Annotated in this window: 18 protein-coding genes, 1 tRNA gene and 1 pseudogene; 3 read left to right on the forward strand and 17 right to left on the reverse strand. The window is 73.1% G+C overall.

Annotated elements, in window-relative coordinates; all coding sequences use genetic code 11:
* Window positions 1-3: 3 nt before the first annotated feature.
* The 4 genes and pseudogenes from OCT49_RS11245 to OCT49_RS11260 all read right to left on the reverse strand — a co-directional run bounded on the left by OCT49_RS11245 (window position 4) and on the right by OCT49_RS11260 (window position 6636).
* Window positions 4-2616, reverse strand: a complete 2613-nt coding sequence (locus OCT49_RS11245) for a S8 family serine peptidase (protein WP_283851749.1) — start codon at window positions 2614-2616, stop codon at window positions 4-6.
* A 219-nt stretch (window positions 2617-2835) separates the two neighbouring features.
* The gene (locus OCT49_RS11250) at window positions 2836-3426 is read right to left on the reverse strand and encodes a lytic polysaccharide monooxygenase auxiliary activity family 9 protein (protein ID WP_283851750.1); all 591 of its coding nucleotides are present in this window, start codon (window positions 3424-3426) and stop codon (window positions 2836-2838) included.
* Window positions 3427-3585: 159 nt separating this feature from the next.
* Window positions 3586-5171: pseudogene (locus OCT49_RS40075) on the reverse strand (SPFH domain-containing protein).
* Between the two features lie 25 nt (window positions 5172-5196).
* The gene (locus OCT49_RS11260; RefSeq protein ID WP_283851752.1) at window positions 5197-6636 is read right to left on the reverse strand and encodes a peptidoglycan-binding protein; all 1440 of its coding nucleotides are present in this window, start codon (window positions 6634-6636) and stop codon (window positions 5197-5199) included.
* Between the two features lie 184 nt (window positions 6637-6820).
* Between OCT49_RS11260 and OCT49_RS11265 the strand changes: the two genes are divergently transcribed.
* Window positions 6821-6894: transfer RNA gene (locus tag OCT49_RS11265), tRNA-Lys, on the forward strand.
* Between the two features lie 378 nt (window positions 6895-7272).
* Here OCT49_RS11265 and OCT49_RS11270 read toward each other — a convergent pair.
* The 12 genes from OCT49_RS11270 to OCT49_RS11325 all read right to left on the reverse strand — a co-directional run bounded on the left by OCT49_RS11270 (window position 7273) and on the right by OCT49_RS11325 (window position 19547).
* The gene (locus OCT49_RS11270) at window positions 7273-7473 is read right to left on the reverse strand and encodes a sortase family protein (RefSeq protein ID WP_349632783.1); all 201 of its coding nucleotides are present in this window, start codon (window positions 7471-7473) and stop codon (window positions 7273-7275) included.
* Window positions 7470-8036, reverse strand: a complete 567-nt coding sequence (locus OCT49_RS11275) for a hypothetical protein (protein ID WP_283851753.1) — start codon at window positions 8034-8036, stop codon at window positions 7470-7472. The genes OCT49_RS11270 and OCT49_RS11275 overlap by 4 nt, the downstream gene beginning before the upstream one ends.
* A 155-nt stretch (window positions 8037-8191) precedes the next feature.
* Entirely contained in the window at window positions 8192-8980 is a 789-nt protein-coding gene (locus OCT49_RS11280) for an HAD-IIA family hydrolase (protein WP_283851754.1), read from the reverse strand.
* A 219-nt stretch (window positions 8981-9199) separates the two neighbouring features.
* Window positions 9200-10261: a 2-aminoethylphosphonate ABC transporter substrate-binding protein gene (locus tag OCT49_RS11285; RefSeq protein WP_283851755.1), complete on the reverse strand. Its 1062-nt coding sequence runs from the start codon at window positions 10259-10261 to the stop codon at window positions 9200-9202.
* A gap of 193 nt (window positions 10262-10454) precedes the next feature.
* The gene (locus OCT49_RS11290; RefSeq protein WP_283851756.1) at window positions 10455-11252 is read right to left on the reverse strand and encodes an ABC transporter permease; all 798 of its coding nucleotides are present in this window, start codon (window positions 11250-11252) and stop codon (window positions 10455-10457) included.
* A complete protein-coding gene (locus OCT49_RS11295; protein WP_283851757.1) occupies window positions 11239-12201 on the reverse strand; it encodes a 2-aminoethylphosphonate ABC transporter permease subunit in 963 nt (320 codons plus the stop codon). Before OCT49_RS11295 ends, OCT49_RS11290 begins: the two co-directional genes overlap by 14 nt.
* Window positions 12194-13414, reverse strand: a complete 1221-nt coding sequence (locus OCT49_RS11300; RefSeq protein WP_283851758.1) for an ABC transporter ATP-binding protein — start codon at window positions 13412-13414, stop codon at window positions 12194-12196. The genes OCT49_RS11295 and OCT49_RS11300 overlap by 8 nt, the downstream gene beginning before the upstream one ends.
* Window positions 13411-14121 carry a phosphonatase-like hydrolase gene (locus tag OCT49_RS11305; RefSeq protein WP_283855753.1) on the reverse strand — a complete coding sequence of 237 codons (711 nt, stop codon included), beginning with the start codon at window positions 14119-14121 and terminating at the stop codon, window positions 13411-13413. The genes OCT49_RS11300 and OCT49_RS11305 overlap by 4 nt, the downstream gene beginning before the upstream one ends.
* Window positions 14122-14189: 68 nt before the next feature.
* Window positions 14190-15314: a TIGR03364 family FAD-dependent oxidoreductase gene (locus OCT49_RS11310; protein WP_283851759.1), complete on the reverse strand. Its 1125-nt coding sequence runs from the start codon at window positions 15312-15314 to the stop codon at window positions 14190-14192.
* 194 nt (window positions 15315-15508) lie between these two features.
* Window positions 15509-16279 carry a GntR family transcriptional regulator gene (locus OCT49_RS11315; protein ID WP_283851760.1) on the reverse strand — a complete coding sequence of 257 codons (771 nt, stop codon included), beginning with the start codon at window positions 16277-16279 and terminating at the stop codon, window positions 15509-15511.
* Between the two features lie 149 nt (window positions 16280-16428).
* Complete coding sequence (locus OCT49_RS11320) at window positions 16429-17514, reverse strand: LAVTG motif-containing sortase-dependent surface protein (protein WP_283851761.1); 1086 nt, start codon at window positions 17512-17514, stop codon at window positions 16429-16431.
* A 737-nt stretch (window positions 17515-18251) separates the two neighbouring features.
* Window positions 18252-19547: an ROK family transcriptional regulator gene (locus tag OCT49_RS11325; protein ID WP_283855754.1), complete on the reverse strand. Its 1296-nt coding sequence runs from the start codon at window positions 19545-19547 to the stop codon at window positions 18252-18254.
* A gap of 130 nt (window positions 19548-19677) precedes the next feature.
* Here OCT49_RS11325 and OCT49_RS11330 point away from each other — a divergent pair, with 130 nt between their 5' ends.
* Both OCT49_RS11330 and OCT49_RS11335 read left to right on the forward strand, forming a co-directional pair.
* Window positions 19678-20799 (forward strand): Gfo/Idh/MocA family oxidoreductase, encoded by a 1122-nt coding sequence (locus OCT49_RS11330; protein ID WP_283851762.1) that lies wholly within the window; start codon window positions 19678-19680, stop codon window positions 20797-20799.
* An 81-nt stretch (window positions 20800-20880) separates the two neighbouring features.
* Window positions 20881-21360, forward strand: coding sequence for a heme-degrading domain-containing protein (locus OCT49_RS11335; RefSeq protein WP_283851763.1), 480 nt, complete (start codon window positions 20881-20883; stop codon window positions 21358-21360).
* Window positions 21361-21483: 123 nt separating this feature from the next.
* Here OCT49_RS11335 and OCT49_RS11340 read toward each other — a convergent pair whose 3' ends face one another.
* On the reverse strand, window positions 21484-22344 hold the full coding sequence (locus tag OCT49_RS11340; RefSeq protein ID WP_283851764.1) for a fumarylacetoacetate hydrolase family protein: 861 nt from the start codon (window positions 22342-22344) through the stop codon (window positions 21484-21486).
* Window positions 22345-22494 lie beyond the last annotated feature (150 nt).

Raw genomic sequence — 22494 nt, forward strand, 5'->3', positions numbered from 1 at the left:
CGGTCAGCGGACCAGGGTGACCTCCGGGGAGGTCCAGGTCTCCGTGCCCGGGGCGTGCCGGGCGTCACCGAGCGCCTTGTCGAACACGAACCTCAGCCGGTAGCGGCCGGCGGGTGCGGGCGAGCCGTCGGCGAGGGTGGCGTCCCAGTCGAAGAAGGCCTGTCCGGTTCCCGCACCGGAGTTGCGGGCCACCCAGCGTTCGTCGTACGGGGTGGCGACCACCTTGCCGCGGGCGTTCAGGACCTGGAGCCGCATCCGCTCGTGCATCGGGAAGCCGTGCGACAGCATGACCCATGCCTTGTCGTTGCCCGTGGCGGTGTCCGTGAGGTCGACCGTCGTGGGGACGTTCCTGCCGAAGTCGAAGTAGCCGGGGCGCAGGGCCGGGTTGTCCAGGGTGGTGTTGACCTTGGTGAAGGAGGGGTTGATCGCGGAGACCGCGTCGAAGTCGCCCGCCACACCGAGGTAGGGCACCCGGATCTCCGGGGTGCGGGCGCCGGTCCGGGTGAACTCCACCCAGCCGCCGAACAGAGTGCCCTGTGCGACGCCCGCCGGCTGCCGGACGGCCACGGTGACCCGGCGTTCGCCGTGCGCGGGCACGGTGATCCGGTCCTGCCCGTGGACGTCGACCGAGCCCGCGGCGTCCGTGGGCTGCCAGTCCGAGGTGTACGGCGGGGCCGCGGAGACGGCGGCGCTCGCGCCCACCCGGTAGGTCACGGGCCGGTCGGTGGGGTTGTGGACGGTCGCGGTGCGCAGCCGCTGCCGTCCCTCCAGGTCGCCCAGGGCGAACCGGGACGGGGTGGCGGTCGGCCGGTCGCCGGAGACCGCGGCCAGGGCCGCGACCGCGTCGACGATTCCGGCGCCCTGCTGGGCGACGGGCTGGCGGCCGCGGTCCGGGGTGTCCGTCATGGCCAGCGGCGCGGCCGTGTTCTGCAGTGCGGCGCGCACCTCCTCGGAGCCGAGGCCGGGGCGCTCCTCGAGCAGCAGCGCGACGACGCCCGCGACGTGCGGCGCGGCCATCGACGTACCGGACATCACGCCGTACCGGTCGAGGCCGCGCGGCAGCGTCGACAGGATGTGGCCGCCCGGGGCCGCGAGGTCGGGCTTGAACTCCAGCTCGTTGCCCGGCCCCCAGGAGGAGCCGTGGTCCATCAGCCCGGCGGTGCCCGGGGTCATCGGCGTCCCGTCGTACGCGCCCCAGGTGAGCCGGGTGCCGGCCGGGGCGGCGAGGATGCGCGCGGCGTCGCTGCCGCGGATGCCCACCAGCGGGATGCCGGTCCTCTCGCAGCACGTCGGGCCGGGAAACTCCGCGGGCCAGGACGGGTCGTAGTAGATGCCCCCGACGGCCCCGGCGGCCTCGGCGTTGCGGGCCCGGTCCATCGTGCGGCAGTACAGGTCGCCGCTCGGTTCGAAGAGGGCGATCTGCCCCTCGAGGCTGCCCGCGGGCAGCGGCTCGCAGCCGCCCGTCGTCGGGGTGATCGGGTGGTCGCCGGCCGGCGGAGGGGCGGCGGCGCGGCCGGACGCCTCGTACGGCACGGGGGCGGACGATCCGTCGTCGAGGGTGAAGGCCAGGTAGGGGTGGTGGGTGTTGTACGTGCTGCCGACCGCTATCGCCCCGTCGGCGACCGCGGGGGCGCCCGCGTTGAAGGGGCCCGCGTATCCGTTGCCGTTGGCGACGACGGTGGGCACGCCGGAGTCGGCGAGGTTGGTGACCGCGAGGGAGAGCACGCTGCTGCTGCGTTCCCCCTTCGCGCCCAGGCTCATGTTGACGACGTCCACGCCGTCGGCGGCGGCCCGGTCGAGCGCGGCGACGATGATGTCGTCGGTGGCCGGGTTCTTGGTGCCGAAGACCCGGTAGGACCGCAGGGTCGCGTCCGGGGCGACGCCCCGCATGTGCTCGTCGTCACCGGCGACGATCCCGGCGACGTGGGTGCCGTGCCCGGCGGCGGGCGCGTCCGTGTCGTCGTACGGGTCGGCGTCCTCGTCCGCGAAGTCGTAGCCGCCCAGCACCTTGGCATTGGGGAAGTCCCCGCCGCCGAGCGCCGGGTGGTCGTAGGCGACGCCGCTGTCGATGATGCCGACGGTCACGCCCTTGCCGGTGTGCCCCTCGCGGTGCGCCTGCGGCACGCCGGTCAGATCGGTGACGGTGACGTTCTCCCGGCCCGTGGTGCCGGACGACTTCGTGGTGGCGCGCGCCTGTGCCACGGCCTTCTCGACGACGTCCCGGGGCACCGGCGTCGGGCGCTCCGGCGTCTCGTACGCCTGCGGTTCGGCGACGGAGGCCACCCCGGGCAGGGTGCGCAGCCGTTCGGCCTGCGAGGCGGGGACCTCGACCGCGAGGCCGTTGACGGCGTTGCGGTAGCGGCGGTGGACGGACAGCGTGATGCCCGCGTCCTTCGCCGCGTCGAGCAGGGCCTCCTGGGACCGGTCGACCGCGCCGCGCGCCGCCTTCCGGTCGGGGGACGCGAACCGCTGGGCGGCGGGCGCTCCGTCGAGGGTGACGATGCGGGTGACCGCACGGTCCGGTCCGGCGGCGACGGCCGCGTCGGCCGGGGCGCCCGGTAGGGAGAGCGCGAGCGTCAGGATGCCGGTCGTCGCGGCAAGGGTTGTTTTATACACATTGGTTGATGAAACGCGGCGCCCCATGGAGCGTCAACACAGTGCGCACGTCGTGATTCCGCCTTGGCGGTTTCTCGACACCCGCCCCGCCGAACGCGTTGACCTGCGGTTTCGGGAGACCTGCTGCGGCCGGTGCGGACCCGTGGTTCGGGCCCGCACCGGCCGCTTCGGCGTGACGTCCGTCGTGCGGCGCTCACCGGTGGGGACGGGGCGCCGGGGTCAGAACTGGACGTCGGAGCACGCGTAGAACGCGTTCGCCGTGTCGGCGACGTTCCAGACGCTCAGAATGATGTGCTTCCCGGACTTCTGGGTGGGGATGGTGCCCTGCTGGGTCAGGGTCGCGGGCGGCTGCTTGCCGCCGTACGGCACCGTCATGAAGGGCTGCGATTCCAGGTCCGCCCTGGTGAGCGGCTTGGTGGGGTCCCAGCCGTCCTTGGTGATGTAGTAGCGGAAGTCGGACGTGGCATGGCGCGCGGTGAACTGCCAGCGGAAGCTGAAGCCCTGACCGGCCGTCACCTTCGTGGCGGGCCAGTTGCCGCCGCGCGGGTCGTCGAGCTGGGCGAACGTCCCGTTGCCGCCGGAGCAGATCTTGCCGTCGGCCGGGCCCGCCGCCGGGAAGCCCTTGGGCCCCTCGACGCTCTGCGGCTCCCACTGGATGTTGCCGCAGCCGGTCACCGTGCCGTTGGCACAGAGCTTCTGGCGGCTGATGGGGTTGTCGGTGTAACCGTGGCTCCCGGCACTGCTCGTCGCGAGCATCGAGACGCCCGCCACCACCAGACCGACCACTGCCGCACTAGCCCTTTTACGCATTGCTGTCGCTCCTCGAGAACGTGGGGGAGGTTCCATGAGCCCTGCTGCACGCGTGTCCTGCGGTCTAGACCAAGTCTTAGATTATTGACGGAATATGAACATGTCCAGACCAATGAGAGTCCGATTCCGCTTGGCCGCCCCAGGGGGCTCCCGGGCCCCTCAGGCCCCCTCCCCGCCGCTGCGTCCGGTGTAGAAGGCCACCGTCAAGTCCTTGACCAGGGACTTCCGTTCGTAGTCGTCGAGCTCGACGATTCCCCGCGCGGTCAGCCGGTTGACCGTGTCGTCGACGGCGTCGACGACCGAAGTGAGCACGCTGTCGCGGTGCTTGGCGTCGATGGCGGCAATTCGCCGTCGCTGCATGGCCGCGGCGACCTCCGGCGCGTACTCGATCCCGGTCGGCTGCGCCGAGTACACCTCGATGCCGACGGGCTCGCAGTCCGCCTTCAGCAGCCGGGTCAGCGCGTCGCCGACCGCCTCCGCGTTGCGCAGGGTGTGCGCGTCCTCGTGGAAGGCGTCGGCGGGCAGTTGCGAGAGGACCCGGGCCATCGCCGCCTCGACCTGCTCGCGCAGGTACGCCTCGTGGTCGGCGACCCCGAGCACCGCCCGGACGGTGTCCTTGACCCGCCACACCACGAGGACGACGACGCGCAGCGCCGTGCCGTCGGCGTCCACGGCGGGCAGCGGTTCGCTGCGCCAGTGCCGCAGGCGCACGTCGACCCGGCGGCGCAGCAGCAGCGGGCTGATCCACATCAGCCCGGTGCGCCGCACGCTGCCCCGGTACTCGCCGAAGAGCGTGAGCACCCAGGCGTGGCCGACCCGTCCGCGGCTCAGCCCGCCGAGCGCGAACAGCACCGACGAGAGGAGTGCGACGAGCGCCGCCCAGGCGCCCGGCCCGAGCCCGTCGTAGGGGCGCGGGCCGATCCCGAACCGGGCGAGCGCCGCGGCGGGCAGGGCGCCGACCCACCAGAGGACGGCCCCGCCGCCCGCGGCGCCGGCCAGTGCGGCGAGCACCGCCACCCAGCCGGGCAGCGCGGGCCCCGCCCGCTCGGTGAGCCGCGGGTCGCCGCTCGGCGCCGGTCGCGTCGGGGGCCGCACCTGCGGCCCCCTGGGCAGGGGCGGCCGGCGCACCCCGGCCGCCGGCCGGTCGCCGCCGCTCCCCGCCGCGTCACCCCGCCGGGGAACGCGGCGGCGTCGACCCGCGCGGCGTCCTCGCGGAAGAGCAGGTGCACGGGGATGGTCGCGGTCCGCTCGGTGGCGATGACCGCGTGGCGCCGCCCGGTCCCCCACGGCGCGTCGCCGGACTGCCCGGCCCCGTCGCCGCCGGAGACGGGCAGGGAGTCGAAGACGGTGGCGGGCGCGGTGCGGCGCCGGGGCGCCCCGGGGACGGGTCCGCCCGGTACGGGGACGGACACATCCGGTACGAGGACGGGTCCGCCCGCCCCGGCCGGGACCGACACCGCCGCCGAGGCCGCGCCGAACGCGGGGTCCGCGCTCTCGCCCGGCACCAGGTCCAGCACGAGGTCGACCACGGAGTCCGGCCCGGCGTCCGGTGCCCCGCCCTGGTCCGTGCCCCCGGCGCCCGCCCCGGGCGCCGGGGAGTCCGCGTCCTCGTGCGGCACCGTCCGGGCGGCACCCCACGCGTGGACCGGCTCCCGCCGCTCCCGCCGTCCTTCCCGCCCCGTTCCGTCCTCAGGGTTCCCGGAACTGTCCGGGTTCCCGAAACCGTCCGCCACCGTGGATCGCATTCCCACCTCCGTCATGTCCGTGCTGTCACGCGAAGAGCCGCCGCCAGGTCTCCGGGCCGGGGTAGCCGTCGGCCGCTCCGCCCCGCCAGCCCTGCGCCCGCTGGAAGGCCTCGACATTGCGCCGGTCCGCCTCGGTCCACCGGGGGTCGGGGCCCGACACGTAGTGCTTGCCGTACCCCTTCTTCACCAACTGCCTGCCGAGCCTCTCGACATGGCTGTTGGATCGACCGGGCCTGAAATAGCCCCGGCCGGGGAACTTCGCATCCGGGTTCGAGCTGCTCTGCCCGGTGCCTGTGCCGACGCCTGTGCCGGTTCCGGTTCCGGTTCCGGTTCCGGTGCCTGTGCCGGGGATGTCGTGTCCGGTCCCGGCGATCAGGAGCTGCCAGGTGTCGGGGCCGGGGATGCCGTCCGCCTCCTTGCCCTTCCAGCCCTGGGCCCTCTGGAACGCCTGGGTGGCGCGCCGGTCCGCGTCGCCCCAGCCGGGTCCGGGGCCGACCCCGTAGAAACGCTTGCCGCCGCGCTGCACGAGCATCCGGCCGAGCTGGGTGACGTACTGGTTGCTGGCGCCGGGGCCGAACATCCCCGTGCCGGGGAACTTCGTCGTCGCGGCGCTGCCGCCGCTGCTCCCGCCGGTGAGGCCCTTGTAGCGGTACGCGACGTAGCTGCCCGAGTGGGTCCAGTACGCCATCGGCGTCGTCCGCTTGCGGGTGTGCGGCTTCGTCTGCTCGTACGCCGTGTAGTGGGTGTGCGTGTAGTCGGTCCAGCCGCCGAAGATCGTGACGTGCGAGCCCTTGGAGGGGTCGGCCGGGTTGTGGAAGAGCAGGATGTCGCCGGGCTGGAGATCCTCCCGCGCGATCCGCGTCCCGAACGCGGAGAGGCTGCCGGTCCACTCGTTGCCCGGCAGGTTCCAGGCCATCGACACGAAGCCGGAGCAGTCCTGCCGGTAACCGTCCGGCCAGTACTTCACCATGCTGTACGGGACCTGCGCGGACACCCACTTCTTCGCCCGGTTGATGATGTCGGCCCGGCTGGTGCTGCGCAGCTTGGGCGTGGTGGTCGTGGACGAGGGCGGGCCCGCGGTCCCGCCGCCGCGCAGCGGTCCGGGACCGCCCTGCGGACTCTCCGGGTCCGGGCCGGCCGGGACTCCGGTCGCGTCCGTCGGCACCGTCGAGTCCGCGGCGGCCGGGGCGTCTGCCAGGTCCGTATCCGTTACGGCCGACGCGCCTGCCACATCCGTCATGTCCGTCACGGTCGAGGCACCCCTCGCACCCGCCGCCTCCGCCACTCCGCTGCTCAGCACCACACCGGCCGCGGTGACCAGCACCATCGCGCGGCGCGCGCCGTGGGCGGCCGGATGGCCGCCGTCCCGCACGGACAGCGCGCCGGCGGCCCGCCGCTGCGCGGCGCACCCCGCACAGACGCAGTCGACGGCGGGTACGTACTCCTCGAAGGACGGCACAGTCATGTGGTTCCCCTCCGCACTCGTCAAGATCTTTTGGCCCGTCGGCATGGGCGCCAGTGTCTCAACTCTCCTGACATAACGCATTTTGACGGACAGAAGAGAAAAAACGACCATCCGACAGGCCGGGGCGACCGGGAAATGGTCGGGAGCACCCCTCGACTTCGGGTAGAGTTACGCAGGTCAGCAGGCGCCGCTAGCTCAGTTGGTTAGAGCAGCTGACTCTTAATCAGCGGGTCCGGGGTTCGAGTCCCTGGCGGCGCACGCACAGTCGAAACCCCCTCACCATGCGTGAGGGGGTTTCTTCGTTCCCACCACCCTCCGCGACCGACGCGCAGCCAACTCATGGATGTCGCACAGTGACCGGTTCGTCACCCAGCGATAAGGAGGCTGCCCTCACGGACTCCCGCGCACGCCCCTTCGCGAAGATTCCGCACATCGCACATACAACTGGGAACCCCGCCTTTTCGCCCTCTCGACCGAGGCCGATGCGCGCTGATGCGCCGGGCAGTTGGGGGCTGCGGTGGGTCTTCCGGTCGTCCGCGGACCAGTACGGAGTCCGGCCGGCGGCTCCCGGCGGGAGCCGCCGGCCGGACTCCGTACTGGTCCGCGTAATCCGGGAGTTGGAGGCGCCTCAGGTGATCAGCCGGAGCTCCGCCCGGCCGGCCCGGTCTCGGTGTCGACGGGGCCGAGGAGGAGGGCCGGGCCCTTCGCGCCGGGCCGGGTGCCGTCGCCGGAGCGACCGACGGTCCGGGGGTGGTCGAACGGGGGCGGTTCGATCGCGCCGTCCTCGTCCGGGCCGCGGGCGACCACGGCGGGGCGGTCCGGAGCGGGTCCGGTCACTCCGCGGCCGGGCGGCGACGGCGCACGCTGCGCAGCGCCACGGCGACGGCCGCGACGGCGGCCAGGACCAGCCCGGTCAGGGTGTGCGTGGTCCCGGGGCCCTCCTGCGGGGCCTCCCATTCGGCCAGGGAGGCGCCACCGCCGCCCGCGCTCACCGGGGCCACCGGGGTCGCCCGGCCCCGGTCGGTGACGGTGACCGTGCCGACGGCCTCGGTGCCCCTGCCGTCCTCGCAGACGACGCGGATGTCGTGGTCCCCCGGGGAGGTGCCCGAGCCGATCCGGGTCTCGGCGAACAGGCCCCCGTCCGCGGCGGGCGAGAAGCGCACCGGGGAGACGAGGACGTCGGCCGTGCCCTCCGCCTTCCGCCCCCCGCAGCCCTCCAGCCGCAGGTCCACCTCGCCGCCTGGCCCGACGGTGGACGGGGTCACCGTGAGGGAGGCGCGCGGACCCCGGCCCTCCTCCCGGTCCACCCCGGCCGCGGAGTCGGCCAGTGCGGCGGGGACCGGTGCCAGGGTCGCCACGACGGCTGCGACGACACAGAACGTGAGGGGAAGGGAACGCATGGTGAACCTCCTCAGTGCAGGTTCGCGCCTGCGGAGGTTTTTCGCATCCCCAGCGCCCCCACCCGGGCCCTGCCCGTACCCGCCCGTGTCCCTTCCCCCGTGCCGCCCCCGCCCTGGTGGGGCTCGGACCTCGTCCGGCTCAGCCCTCGTCCGGCTCAGCCCTCGTCGACGAGGGCGACCAGGTCGGCGATCGAGTCCACGACCGTGGACGGCCGGAAGGGGTACTTGTCGATGTCCGCGACCGTGGTGAGGCCGGTGAGGACCAGGAAGGTCTGCATCCCCGCCTCCAGGCCGGCCAGCACGTCGGTGTCCATCCGGTCGCCGATCATGGCGCTGGACTCGGAGTGGGCGCCGATCGCGTTGAGCCCGGTGCGCATCATCAGCGGATTGGGCTTGCCCGCGAAGTACGGGGCCTTGCCGGTGGCCTTGGTGATGAGGGCGGCGACGGAGCCGGTGGCGGGCAGCGGGCCCTCGGCGGACGGGCCGGTCTCGTCGGGGTTGGTGCAGATGAAGCGGGCACCGTTGTTGATCAGCCGGATCGCCTTGGTGAGCGCCTCGAAGCTGTAGGTGCGGGTCTCGCCGAGGACCACGTAGTCCGGGTCGTGGTCGGTGAGGACGTAGCCGATGTCGTGCAGGGCGGTGGTGAGCCCGGCCTCGCCGATGACGTACGCCGTGCCGCCGGGCCGCTGGTCGTCCAGGAACTGGGCGGTGGCCAGGGCGGAGGTCCAGATGTTCTCCACGGGCACGTCCAGGCCCATGCGGTTCAGCCGGGCGTGCAGGTCGCGGGCGGTGTAGATGGAGTTGTTGGTGAGGACCAGGAAGGGGAGGCCCGAGTCACGCAACCGCTTGATGAAGGCGTCCGCGCCGGGGATCGGCGTGCCCTCGTGGATCAGGACTCCGTCCATGTCGGTGAGCCAGGACGAGATCGGCTTGCGCTCTGCCATGCGTGGGTCTCCTGCCGTACGTCGTGTGCGGGGACGCCGGCGGCACCGCGCTGTGCAGCGCCGACGCCCCCGATTTTAGGCCGCCCCGGACCTGCCGGTTCCGGCCGCCCGGGGAACCGTCGGGGAAGCCGTTCCGGGCCGTCCGGCGGGGCCCGCCGCCCAGCAGGCCCCGCCCGGGGCGACAGGCCCCGTCCGGCGGGCCCGTCCGGTGTGGTGGGGTCAGCTGCCGGTGGCCGACTTCCAGGCGTCCACGTACACGTCCAGGTTGGTGCCGATGTCCGACCAGTCCGGCTCGAAGACCTCCACGCCGTCCATCAGCCCGGCGAGCGCGACGGCGTTGGCGTCGGTGGCCTCGACGTCCTTGCGGGCGGAGAAGCCGCCGCCGACCGCGCTGACGTCCTTCTGGGCCTGCTCGGAGAGCATGAAGTCGAGCAGCTTCTTGCCGTTCTCGCTGTGCGGGGCCTTCTCCACCAGGCCGGCCGCGTACGGCAGCGCGAAGGTGGTGGGCTTGCCGCCCTGCTTCGCGGGGAACCAGATGCCGAGGTTCGGCATGTCCTTGGACTGCGCGAAGTTCATCTGGACGTCGCCGTTGGCAACGAGCAGTTCGCCCTTGTCCACCTTGGGGGCCAGCTTGCCGGTGGAGGCGGACGGGCCGACGTTGTTGGCCTGGAGCTTCTTCAGGTACTCCATCGCCGGCTCCTTGCCGCCGAAGTCGTTCATGGCCTTGATGAGCACGGCCGTGCCGTCACCGGCGACCCCGGGCGTGGAGTACTGGATCTTGTTCTTGAACTTCCCGTCGAGCAGTTCCTCCCAGGTGACGGGCGCCTGCTTCATCTCCTTCTTGTTGTGGATGAAGCCGAAGTAGTTGTTGACGACCGAGGTCCACTTGGAGTTGTACGCCTTGTCGGCGTCGTCGACCTGGTCGGAGCCGACTGGCTCGTACGTGGCCAGCAGGCCCTTGCTGTCGGCCTGCTGGATGAACGGCGGCAGGGTGACCAGTACGTCGGCCTGGGTGTTGGACTTCTCGCGGACGGCCCGCTGCACCATCTCGCCGGAGCCGCCCTCGACGTACTTGACCTTGATGCCGGTCTTCTTCTCGAAGTCCTTGAACACCTTGTCGTACCAGCCGTCGCCGTTCTCGCCCTTGAGGCCGTCGGCGCTGTAGACGGTGACGACCTTCTCGTCGGACGCGGCCGACGAGCCGCCGCAGGCGGAGAGCGTGGCGGCGAGGGCGAGGCAGCCGGTGACGGCGGCTACGGGCTTGAGGTGGTTCTTGCGCATGACAGTCGTATCTCCTGGATGTCGGCCGGAAGCCGGCCGGAGTCGGTACGGGGGTGTCGGCGTGCCGACGAGGGGTGGCGGCGGATCGTCGAGGGGTGATGACGTGCCGACGAGGGGTGTCGATGTGCTGACGGAGGGAGTGGGGCCGGCTGCCGGGGCCTGGGTCCGGTGGACTCCGGACCGGCCCCGGGTGTCAGCGGTACGAGGCCCTGGTGCGGATGCGGGAGACGCCGAGCAGCACGAGCAGCGTCGTTCCCATCAGGACCACGGCGACGGCCGCGCCGGTGAAGAGCGAACCGCGGTCGGTGGCCGCGAAGATCTGCACCGGGAGCGGTGTCCAGTCCGGCGGGTAGAGCATCATCGTGGCGCTCAACTCGCCCATGGACAGGGCGAAGCAGAGCCCCGCCGCCGCCGTGAGGGACGGCAGCAGGAGCGGCAGCTTGACCCGCCACAGCACCCGGCCGGGGCCCGCGCCGAGACTGGCCGCCGCCTGCTCGTACATCGGGTCGAGACGCATCGTCGCCGCCGAAACCGACGAATAGGCGAACGCGGTGACAAGAATGGTGTGCGCCAGGATCACGATCCAGCGCGTCCCGTTCAGCAGCATCGGCGGCTTGCTGAACGCGACGAGCACGGCGAGGCCCACCACGACGGACGGCACGGCGACCGGCAGCATGAACAGCGCGTCGAGGAACCGCTTGCCGCGCCTGCGCATCGAGGCGGCGGCGAGCGCGGCCCAGGAGCCGAGGGCGAGGGCGAGCAGGCTGGCGGCGACGGCGGTGACCAGGCTGGTGGTCAGGGCCTGGAGGGAGTCCCCGCCGGTCGCGGCGGCGTAGTGCTTCGCGGTCGGCCCGGAGGGGAAGGCCCCGGACCAGTTGGTCGCGAACGACGCGGCGAGGACGACCAGCAGCGGCACCGCGAACAGCGGGACGAAGAGCACGAAGAACACGGCCCAGGTGGCCCATTTCCCCGTACGGCTATGCACCAACACGACGGCTCACCATCCGATACAAGCTGTAGAGGCCGACGGAGATCACGATGTTGACGACGGCGACGACGCAGGCCGTCGGGTAGTCGGACTCCAGGATCGCCTTGCCGTAGACGAGCATCGGCAGGGTCGTGACTCCCTTCGCGCCGGTGAACAGCACGATGCCGAACTCGTTGAGGCACATCACGAGGACGAGGCTGCCGCCCGCGGCGAGCGCGGGGAGCGCCTCGGGGAGGATCACCTGCCGCACGATCCGGGCCGGCTTCGCGCCCAGCGAGGACGCCACCTCCAGCTGCGCGCTGTCGAGCTGCGAGAACGCGGCGAGCAGCGGGCGCATCACGAACGGGGTGAAGTAGGTGATCTCGGCGAGCAGGACGCCCCACGGGGTGGTCAGGAAGTCGAAGGGACCGCTCGACGCCCCGGTGAGGTCCGTCCAGACGCCGTTGGCCATGCCGACGTTGCCGTAGATGAACAGCAGGGCGAGCGTGATCAGGAACGACGGGAAGGAGAGGAAGACGTCGATGAACCTGGCGACCGCCCGGCAGCCGGGGAACGGCACGAAGGCGATGATCATGGCCAGGACGAAGCCCAGCACGAGGCAGCCGGCCGTGGAGCCGGCCGCCAGCCAGACGGTGGTCGTCAGGGCCGAGCGGAACGCCTCGGAGGCGAACACCTCGCCGTACGGGGCGAACGAGGTGCCGCCCTCGTCCGGGGTGACGGACTGCTGGACGACGAGGGCCAGCGGGTAGAGGAAGACGAGGGCGAGGACGGCGACGGGCGGCAGCGCCCAGACGAAGCGGGGCACGCGCCGGGCCTCACGGGCCGGGGCGGACGGACCTGCCGGGGCCGGGGGCGTCGCCCCGGACGGGCCGGTCCCGTCGTTGCCGGTGCGCGGGCGCGGTGCCTTCGTCGCCGTGACGCCGGACGCGGCGGGGTGGGCGGCGCTAGCCATCGGTCCCTCCTCCGGCTCCGGTCGTGACTTCGGCCTTGGTTGTGGCTCCGGCCTTGGTCGCGGTTCCTGCTCCGGTTGCGGTTCCTGCTCCGCTTGCGGTTCCGGCTCCTGCCCCGGTTGCGGTTTCTGCTCCGGCTCCGGACGCCGTGCCCGCGGGCAGCAGCACCGCGTCCTCGGCCGCGAAGTGCACGGTGACCCGGTCGCCGAGCGCCGGGGTCTCGCGCAGTTCCCGCAGGTCGGCCTTGACCCGGTGGCCGGCCACGTCGACGTACAGCCGGTGGGTGGAGCCGCGCCACTGGACCTCGGCGATGGTGCCGCTCAGGGCGTTGGGGCCGTCGCCGAGCCCGACCAGGTGGGGCCGGACGCACAGGGTGGCGGTGGCCCCGCGGGCCGCCCCGCCGGTCGGTACGTCCAGCGCGTGCCCGGCGAAGTCGACGGTGTCGGTGCCGTCGGCGACGGTCACCGGCAGCAGGTTGGCGTTGCCGACGAACGAGGCGGTGAACTCCGTGCGCGGGCGGCGGTACAGGTCCTGCGGGGTGCCGCAGTCCTGGAGGCGTGCCTTGTCCATGACCGCGATCCGGTCGGCGAGGGTGAGCGCCTCGACCTGGTCGTGGGTGACGTACAGGATGGAGACGTCGGGCAACTCGCGGTGCAGCCGGGCCAGTTCGGCGAGCATTCCGGAGCGGAGCTGGGCGTCGAGCGCGGAGAGCGGTTCGTCGAGCAGCAGGACGCCGGGCCGGATGGCGAGCGCGCGGGCGATGGCGACGCGCTGCTGCTGGCCGCCGGAGAGTTCGCGCGGGTAGCGCTCGGCGTAGGCGGCCATGCCGACGAGTTCGAGCGCCTCGGCGACCCGTGCGGGGATCTCGGCCTTCGCGACCTTGTGGGACTTGAGCCCGAAGGCGACGTTGTCCCGGACCCGCATGTGCGGGAAGAGGGCGTACTGCTGAACGACCATGCCGATGCCGCGCTGGTGCGGCGGCAGCCCGGTCACGTCGCGGTCGCCCAGGTACACCCGGCCCGAGGCGGGCCGGACGAATCCGGCGACGGCCCGCAGGGCGGTGGTCTTGCCGGACCCCGAGGGGCCGAGCAGGGCCATGACCTCGCCGGGTTCGACGGTCAGGTCGAGCCGGTCGAGCACGGTGTTCCCGCCGTACACGACGCTGACCTGGTCGAACCTGATGCCGCTGCGGACGGACCGCTCTCCGCCGGTCATGCCTCGGCCCGCGCGATCAGGTCCGGGAGCTCGGCGACGGAGCCGAGGACGTGCGTGGCACCGTGCCGGGCCAGTTGGTCCTTGTCGTGGGCCCCGGTGAGCACCCCGGCCACGATTCCGGCCCCCGAGCGCACGCCGCTGAGCATGTCGTACGAGGTGTCGCCCGCGACCGCGATCCGCCGGACGTCGTCCACGGCACCGGTGCGCAGGAACGCGGCGAGGACCATGTCCGGCCAGGGGCGTCCGCGACCGCCCGCGTCGGCCGGGCAGAGGGTCAGGGGCACCAGGTCCTGCCAGCCGAGCGCGGCCAGGATGGCGTCCTGGGTGACGCGGGCGAAACCGGTGGTCAGGACCACGGTCCGGCCCTCGGCCCGGAGCCGCTCGATGGCCTCGCGGGCGCCGGGAAGCGGTGCGATGCGGCCGCCGTCGACGAGTTCGCCGTACGCCTCCTCGAAGGCGGTGTTGGCCCGCCGGGCCAGGTCCTCGGCACCGAAGAGGTGGCGGAAGACCGAGATCTTGGACTCTCCCATGGTGGCGCGCACGTGGTCGAGCTTCTCGGCGTGGTCGGCGGAGCCGGGCTCCACGCCGAGGCGTTCGGCCGCGACGGAGAACGCCTGCTCGACGAGGCCGCCGTCGGCGACGGTGGTGCCGGCCATGTCGAGGACGACCAGGTTCAGCTTCCCGGTGCTCGGCGTCCCGGTGTTCAGGTTCCCGGTGCTCGGCGTCCCGGTGTTCAGGTTCTCGGTGTTCAGGTTCTCGGTGTTGCTCAACTTCTTCACCAGCCCAGTTCGTCGGCGGTCGTTTCGGCGATCGCGGGCGAGCAGGTCATGCCCCTGCCGCCCGGTCCGGTGACCAGCCAGACGCCGTCCCGCACCTGCTGGCGGTGGACGACCCGGCTGGTGTCGGTGCACTGGGCGTAGACCCCGGCCCAGCGGTGGCGGATCCTCGGCAGCGGGCGGCCGAGGAAGGACTCGACGACCCCGGTGAGGTGTTCGTACGGCTCCTCGACGGTGTCGAAGAAGAAGGGGTGCTCGTACTCGTGGGTGTCGCCGATGGTCAGTCCGCCGTCGCGGCGCTGCACCATCAGCAGCTGCATCCCGTGCGCCGCCGCGGTGGGGGCCTGCGCCTGCTCGGCGTTGAGGGCGTCGAGCGCCCCGCTCCGGTACGCCGGGTAGTAGCGGAAGCTGTCCGCGTCGGCGACGGAGGTGGTGAGCGGTTCGCCGAGCGGGTCGGTCTGCATCATCTGGAGCCGGACGCGGCGCACCGGGAGGTCGGGGCCGGCCAGTTCGCGGACGAGGCCGCCGAGCCAGGCGCCGGTGGCCAGGATCACGGCGTCGCCGGTGTGCACGTCGCCGTGGTCGTCGCGGACGGAGGCGGTGCCCACCACCTCGCGGACCTCGCGCCCGCCGAGGAACGCGTACCGGCCCGACTTCAACAGTTCCTTCTTCAGGGCCAGTTGGGCGGTGCGCGGCTCGACCGCCGCGTCCCGCTCGCACCACAGGGCGGCGGTGAAGTCACCGCGCAGCGCGGGGTTGATCGCGCGGGCCTCGTCGGCGGTGAGCAGCTTGTAGCCGCGCGCCCCCGCGTCGGGCCGGGCGACGGCCGCATCGGCGACCGCGATCTCCAGCTCGGTACGGAGCGGGGTGAGCGAGCCGCAGGCCCGGAAGCCCAGCTCCGGGACCCGTGCCCCGATGCCCTCCCACAGCTCACGGGCGCGCAGCGCGGTCTCCAGCTCCTCGCCGCCGGCCCGGCCGCTGACCCATATCTGTCCAAAGTTGCGGAGCGATGCCCCGCGCGCCTCGCTCTCGCGCTCGATCTGTACGACCTCGTGGCCGCGGTTCACTGCGTGCCAGGCGTGCATGGTTCCCACCACGCCGGCTCCTACGACGATGACTCTCACGACGGCCACGCTCCTCGGGACCGGTGGACCGGACTGATCCGTACGGCAACGGGTTGGTGAACTGGACCTCAAAGTTGGCCTAGACCCGTTACATTCCCGTTATCGAAGTGGGGTGTTCGGCCGGCTCGAAGTGGGATGTCCGGCCAGGTGGAGCCGCTACTGCGACCGCTCGCCGGGGCGGGTGGGGAAGTGTTTCAGTGCCCGTCCTGCGCGCCCAGGTGCGCGGTGAAGGAGAACCTGTCGCCCCGGAAGAGGGTCCGCACGCGTTCCAGCGGCTTGCCGTCCGTGTCGCGCGAGATGCGGTGCATCAGCAGCATGGGCAGCGCGGGCGGGGTGCCGATGAGCAGCGCCTCGCGCGGTGTGGCGAGCACGGTCTCGATCCGCTCGTCGGCGTCCCCGAAGGGAATCCCGAGCCGGTCGCGGAGATAGGCGTAGAAGGACGAGTCGGGGTCGAAGTCCCGGTCCAGGTGGGGCACTCGGGCGACGGAGACGTACGTGCTCTCCAGCCCGACCCGCTCGTCGTCGGCGAGCAGCACCCGCTCCAGGTGCCAGACCGACTCCCCGCGCGCCACCCCTATGTCGCGGGCGAGCGCCCCGGGGCAGGGGAACCGTTCCAGTCCGATCAGGTGGCGCCCCGGCGTACGGCCCTGGCGGCGCACGCCCTCCGTGTAACTCGCCAGCGAGAGCGGCTGCTCCAGCTTGGGCCCCGCGACGACCGTGCCGCGTCCCTGCCGGGCGAGCCGCCCCTCCAGCAGGAGCTCGCGCAGCGCCTGGCGCACCGTCTCGCGCGAGACCTCGTACCGCTCGGCGAGGTCGCGTTCGGTGGGCAGCATCCCGCCCTCGCCCAACTCCTCCACGAGCGCGGAGACACGGGCCTTCACGGCGTAGTACTTGGGGATGCGGCCGTGCTCCGGGATGCCGGAACGGATGGGTGCGCCAGGTGCCTGGTCGTGCGGGTAGTCCACGGCCCGATGGTGGCAGACGGACATGAACGGGGATGAACGTTCAGGAGCGGGACGGTGAGCTTCCGGAGTACGGGAGTTGCTCGGGGTGCGAGGGGTTTCCGGGCTACGGGCGTGGCCCCTCGGAGGCGGGCCGGTCAGGGGCGGGCCGCTCATGGGCGGGGGCGGCGCGGGCGGCGGGTCCGGATCACCATGGCCCCGGCACCGATCAGCAGACCGGCCCCGGCGAGGCCGGACAGCGGGGCGAGGTCGGACCCGGTCTCGGCGAGTTCCGGCGGATCCTCCCCGGCGGGGGGCCGACCGGGCTCGACCGGACGCGGGGTGTCGTCGTCGGCCTCGGCCGTGTCGCCGGCGTCGGCGTCGGTGTCGATGTCGGCGGTGTCGTCGGGCCAGGACTCGTCCGTCCCGCCGGTGTCGTCGAGGTCGTATCGGTCGTCGAGGTCGTCAAAGTCGTCGAGGTCACCGGTGTGGCTGTCGTCGACGACGGTGAAGGAATAGTCGTCGGACTCGCCCACCCACGCCCCGTCGTCCCCGCCCTGCTTGCCGGTCGTACCGTCGCCGCCCTGTTTGCCGGTCGTACCGTCGCCGCCCGCGCGCTGCCGCTGGACGATCGCGGCGTTGGCGGTGATCCGCCCGGGGAGGGTGTCGGAGGTGAAGGCCATCCGGACCTGGACGGTGAGGGTGTCACCGGCGGGGACGGTGAAGCCGGCGAAGTCGTCGCCGTCCTCGCCCCCGAAGACCCCGATGTGTTCGTCCCGGTCAGTGGTCTCCCAGGTGACGCGGTGCTCCGTACCGGGCCGGGCCGGATCGGAGAACTTCAGCTGGATCTGGTCGGAGGTCAGCCTCCGGTCCTGGTCGGTGAGGACGAGCACGGGGTGGATGGCCCGGCACGGCTCGGTGGTGGTGTTGGTCAGCTCCAGGAACCACGTCCCGTAACCGCCGCCGGACGCGTAGGTGTCCCGGCCGCCGTGGATACGGGTGCGGATCGGGAACTCGCTCGCCGCCGGATCACCGCAGGCGGACTGCTGGTCGGCGGCGGGGCTCTCCGGCGCCGAGACCGGGGTGGCCGAGGAGACGGAGGCGGCGGAGGCGGACGTGCCGCCGAGGACGACGGCGGGAACGACGCTCGCCGCGGCCAGCCCGAGCGCGAGCCCGTGCCGGGTGCGTCCGGGGGACGGCGGGGGCGAGGGAGGACGGCCCGGGGCGCCGAACACGGAGATGGAGGCGGCGGAGATCACGGGGACGGAGGTGGGACTCGTCGTGGGGATGGAAGCGGGGCCAGGGGCGGGATTCGTGGTGGGGACGGAGGTAGGGGCGGGACTCGTGGTGGGGACAGAAGCGGGGGCGGGATTCGTGGTGGGGACGGAGGTAGGGGCGGGACTCGTGGTGGAGACAGCAGCGGGGGCGGAGGAGGCTCCGGGAGCGGAGGCGGCCCCAGGGGCGGAGGAGGTCCCGGGGGTGGAGGGGACTCCGGAGGGCGTGCCGGACGGGGGTGGTGCAGGGGACATCTGGGGATCACCTTCGCTGCTCGCTGTGCGGTCGGCCGCGGCTTCTGCGGCGTCCGCGGCGTGTCGCCGTTCGCCCGAGGGGGGCCTGGGCATCCGGCGCACCCGGGCGAAAAGCGCCGGATGCCCCCGGCGGGAAGTCCCCCGCCCTTCGCTTCAGGGCCTTGCGGGGAGAGCCGCTCGGGCATTCCGGCGACACCGCGGGCAGGCGTGTCGGGCGCCACGGACCGGGCCCCACGGGCAGCCCAGGACATCGCGGACACCCACGGGCCCGTACGGCCGGAGTTCACCGGTTCTGGAACCGCGACGCTGCCACGCACGCGCGAGGCGCTCCCCGCCGACATGCTGCGATGCCGCCCGGTCGGCTGCCCGAATCCGCTCGATCGGCCCAGCCTCCGGCGTGTCGGTGGCGTTCCCCCTTCCGGCTCACCTGCCCCTTGAACCTCATGGTTCGCCCCGCCCCGCTCGTCTCACTCCTCGCGCCCCGCGCCCCCGCCATGCACGCCATCCCCACTGTCCGCGCCGTCCGCACCGCCTGGGCCGTCCGCCCGGCCGAACAGCGGGGCCAGGATCAGTTGGGCGGCCCCCTCCGCGACCGGCCGGTCCCCTCCCCCGACGGCGGCGACCGGCACCGGCGCGATGCCGCCCCGCCGGGTGCGCTCGTCGATCACGGCGCGCACGCCCCGTACGTACGCGTCGGGATCGGCCGCGACGGTACGGCCGCCGAGCACCACCCGGTCGATGTCGAGCAGCCCGACCAGGTTGGCGGCGCCGGTCCCCAGCACCCGGGCCGCCTCGGCGACATCGCCCCGGGCGACGGCGGCGAGGCAGAGCGCCTCGATGCAGCCGCGCCCCCCGCAGCCGCACTCCGGCCCGTCCAGCCGGATCGTCTGGTGCCCGAACTCACCGGCCCCGGTACGGGCCCCCCGGTGCAGCTCCCCGCCGAGGAACAGCCCGGCGCCGAGCCCGGTCCCGAGGTGCAGATACGCGAAGTCGCCACCGTCCGCCGCGCCACCACCTCCCCCCGCGCCGTCGCCGCCCGCCGTCCGCAGGGCGAGCCCGAGGGCGGCGGCGTTGGTGTCCTTGTCCACGACGACGGGCAGCCCGGTCCGTACGGCGAGCGCGTCCCGCAACGGATACCCGTCCCACTGCGGGAACCCGGTGACCCGGTGCAGCACGCCGCCCCGGTGGTCCAGCGGCCCCGGCACCGCCACCCCGACCCCGAGCACCGCCCGGCCTTCCGGCCCCCGCTCCTCACCTCCCCACGAACCCGCACCACCCCCCGTCCCCGTCCCCGGCCCCGCGCACTCGCCCGCGCCGCTTCCCGCCCCCGTCCCCGTATTCGCGCCCGCGCCCGCAGCCTCACTCGCACCCGTGACCGCGCCCCGTATCGCCGCGACCGCGTCCGCCGCGGCCGTGAGCACCTCGTTCGCCGGGGCGCCGAGGTCCAGCGGGGCGGTGCGGCTCGCGACGACCGCGCCGGCCAGGTCGACGAGCACCGCCGTCAGCCCGTCCCGGTCCAGATGCAGGCCGACCGCGTGTCCGGCCTCCGGCACCAGGCGCAGCACGGTGCGCGGCTTGCCCCCGGTGGACGCCCGCCGGCCCGCCCCGGTCGCCAGGCCCTCGGCCCGCAGCCGGGCCGTGATCTTGCTGACGGCCTGCGGCGTGAGCCCCGTGCCTTCGGCGATTTCGATCCTGCTGATGCCCTCCCCGCCCGCCGACCGCAGCAGATCCAGCACGAGCGCGGCATTGTGGCCGCGCAGCATCGGCAGGTTCGCGCCGCCGCTGATCCTGTTCACCGCTCACCCTGTTCGCCGTGTTCACCGTTGCTCCTGTTCACGACCCCATTGTCGCCGTCGCTTGCACTTCGGCAACAGCGTTGCTTAAGTGGTCGGCATGACTGGCACCGCAACTCACCGGGTTTCCGAGCCGTCCGGGCCCTCCCTGCGCGTCGGACTCGTCGGCTACGGCCTGGCGGGTTCCGTCTTCCACGCCCCGCTGATCGCCGCGACCGACGGCCTCGTCCTCGACACCGTCGTCACCGCGAACGAGGAGCGGCGGGACCTGGCCCGTGCCGAGTTCCCCGAGGTGGCGTTCGCCGCGTCGCCGCAGGAGCTGTGGGAACGCGCGGACGACCTCGACCTCGACCTGGTCGTGATCGCCTCGCCGAACAGGACCCACGTCCCGATCGCGACCGCCGCGCTCGAAGCCGGTCTGCCGGTCGTCGTGGACAAGCCGATCGCCGGCACGGCGGCCGAGGCGCGCGGGCTCGCGGCCCTGGCCGAGGAGCGCGGGCTGCTGCTCTCGGTCTTCCAGAACCGCCGCTGGGACAACGACTTCCTCACCCTCTTCCGGCTGATCGCGGACGGCGAGCTGGGCGAGGTGCAGCGCTTCGAGTCCCGCTTCGAGCGGTGGCGCCCGCGGCCGAAGGGCGGCTGGCGCGAGTCGGGCGACCCGCAGGAGATCGGCGGGCTGCTGTACGACCTGGGGAGCCACGTCGTCGATCAGGCGCTCGTGCTGTTCGGGCCCGCGGTGCGGGTGTACGCGGAGTCCGACGTGCGCCGCCCCGGCGCCGCCGCGGACGACGACACGTTCATCGCGATCACCCATGCGAACGGGGTCCGCTCGCACCTGTACGTCAGTGCCACGGCGGCGCAGCTCGGCCCGCGCTTCCGGGTGCTGGGCCGGTCCGCCGGCTATGTGAAGTACGGCCTCGACCCACAGGAGGCCGACCTGCGGGCGGGCGCCCGTCCGGCGGCGGCCGACCGGCCGTGGGGCGAGGAGCCCGAGGAGCTGTGGGGCCGGATCGGCTCGGGCGAGTCCCCGCTGACGGGAGGTGGCACCCCGGTCCGCAGCCTGCCGGGCGACTATCCGGCGTACTACGCGGCGATCGCCGACGCACTGCGCGGAAAGGGTGACAATCCGGTGACCGCCTTCCAGGCCGCGGCGGCTCTTGATGTCCTGGAGGCCGCCCGCCGCTCGGCCCGCGAGGGCGTGACCGTGTCCCTGCCCGCCTGACCACCCCCTCTCCCCACCCCCGTCCTCCCCCACCACACCGCTCCCCGCATCCGCTTTCGCCGACCCCGAGGTGCAGCCCGTATGACCCCCACCGCTCCGACCATCTCCGAGCTCATCGCCCAGGAGCGCCGGCTGACACTGCCGCACTTCGGCCACGACGACGCGTACGCGCTCGGCGACCTGCTGGTCTCGATGGCCCGGCAACGGCACGCGCCGGTCGCGATCGACATCCGCCGCGGCGCTCAGCAGCTGTTCCACGCCGCGCTGCCGGGATCGAGCGCGGACAACGACGCCTGGATCGACCGCAAGCGCAAGGTCGTGGAGCGGTACGGCGAGAGCTCGTACCTGGTCGGAATGCGGTTCCGGGCGAAGGGAACGACCTTCGAGGAGTCCTCGCGCCTGGACCCGGGCGGCTACGCCGCGCACGGCGGCTCGTTCCCCGTCGCCGTCGAGGGCGCGGGCGTCATCGGTTCGGTGACGGTCTCGGGCCTGCCCCAGGCGGAGGACCACGCCCTGGTGGTCGAGGCGCTGGAGCGGTTCGCGGCGACGCTCGCCGGCTGAACGCCACGGAGGGGTGGGGCGCCGCTCGCACGGCACCCCACCCCTCCGATCTTTACGCCTTCATGGCCTCCGGCAGACCGCCCCGGACCGCGCCCGCGGCCCCTCCCGCGGCCCCTCCCGCCGTCAGGCGTCCTTGAGTTCCTGCCGCTGCCGCCCCAGCCCCTCGATCTCCAGCTCCACGACGTCCCCGGCCCGCAGGTACGGCTTGGGTTCGGGTCGGCCCAGGGCGACCCCGGCCGGGGTGCCGGTGTTGATCACGTCGCCCGGGTAGAGCGTCATGAAGTGGCTCAGGTAGCGCACCACCTCGCCCACCGGGAAGATCTGGTCGGCCGTCGTGCCGTCCTGCTTCAGCTCGCCGTTGACCCAGAGCCGCAGCGACAGCGCCTGCGGGTCGGGGATCTCGTCCGCGGTCACCAGCCACGGCCCCAGCGGGTTGAACGTCTCGCAGTTCTTGCCCTTGTCCCAGGTGCCGCCGCGCTCGATCTGGAACTCGCGCTCGGAGACGTCGTGCGCCGTCGCGTACCCGGCGACGTGCGCGAGCCCTTCCTCGGCGGACTCCAGGTAGCGGGCGGTGCGCCCGATGACGACCGCGAGCTCCACCTCCCAGTCGGTCTTGACGCTGCCGCGCGGCACCAGGACCGGGTCGTCGGGCCCGACGACGGTGTCCGGCGCCTTGAAGAACAGGATCGGCTCGGTGGGAATCTCCGCGCCGGTCTCGGTGGCGTGGTCGTGGTAGTTCAGCCCGATGCACACGATCTTGCCGATCCGGGCGAGCGGCGGCCCGACCCGCAGCCCGTCGGCGTCCAGCTCGGGCAGCTCGCCGGGCGCGGACGCGGCGGCCCGCACCCGGGCGAGCGCGGACGCGTCGGCGAGCAGTGTGCCGTCGATGTCGGCGACGACTCCCGACAGGTCGCGCAGGGTTCCGTCCTCGTCCAGCAGTGCGGGTCGTTCCGCACCCGGCGTACCCACACGAAGCAGCTTCAACGGTCTTTCTCCCCTTGGTCGAGATCGAGCCCGTCGGATGGGTGGCGGCCACCGCAGGCTTGTCCGATCGTCCAAGACATCCGATCACTCTGCAAGACCCTGTTCACAACCTGGACCGGGGCACTCGTGCTCCGGCTCTCCGCCGGGGAC

It is taken from the genome of Streptomyces sp. ML-6 (genome assembly GCF_030116705.1).
GTDB lineage: Bacteria > Actinomycetota > Actinomycetes > Streptomycetales > Streptomycetaceae > Streptomyces.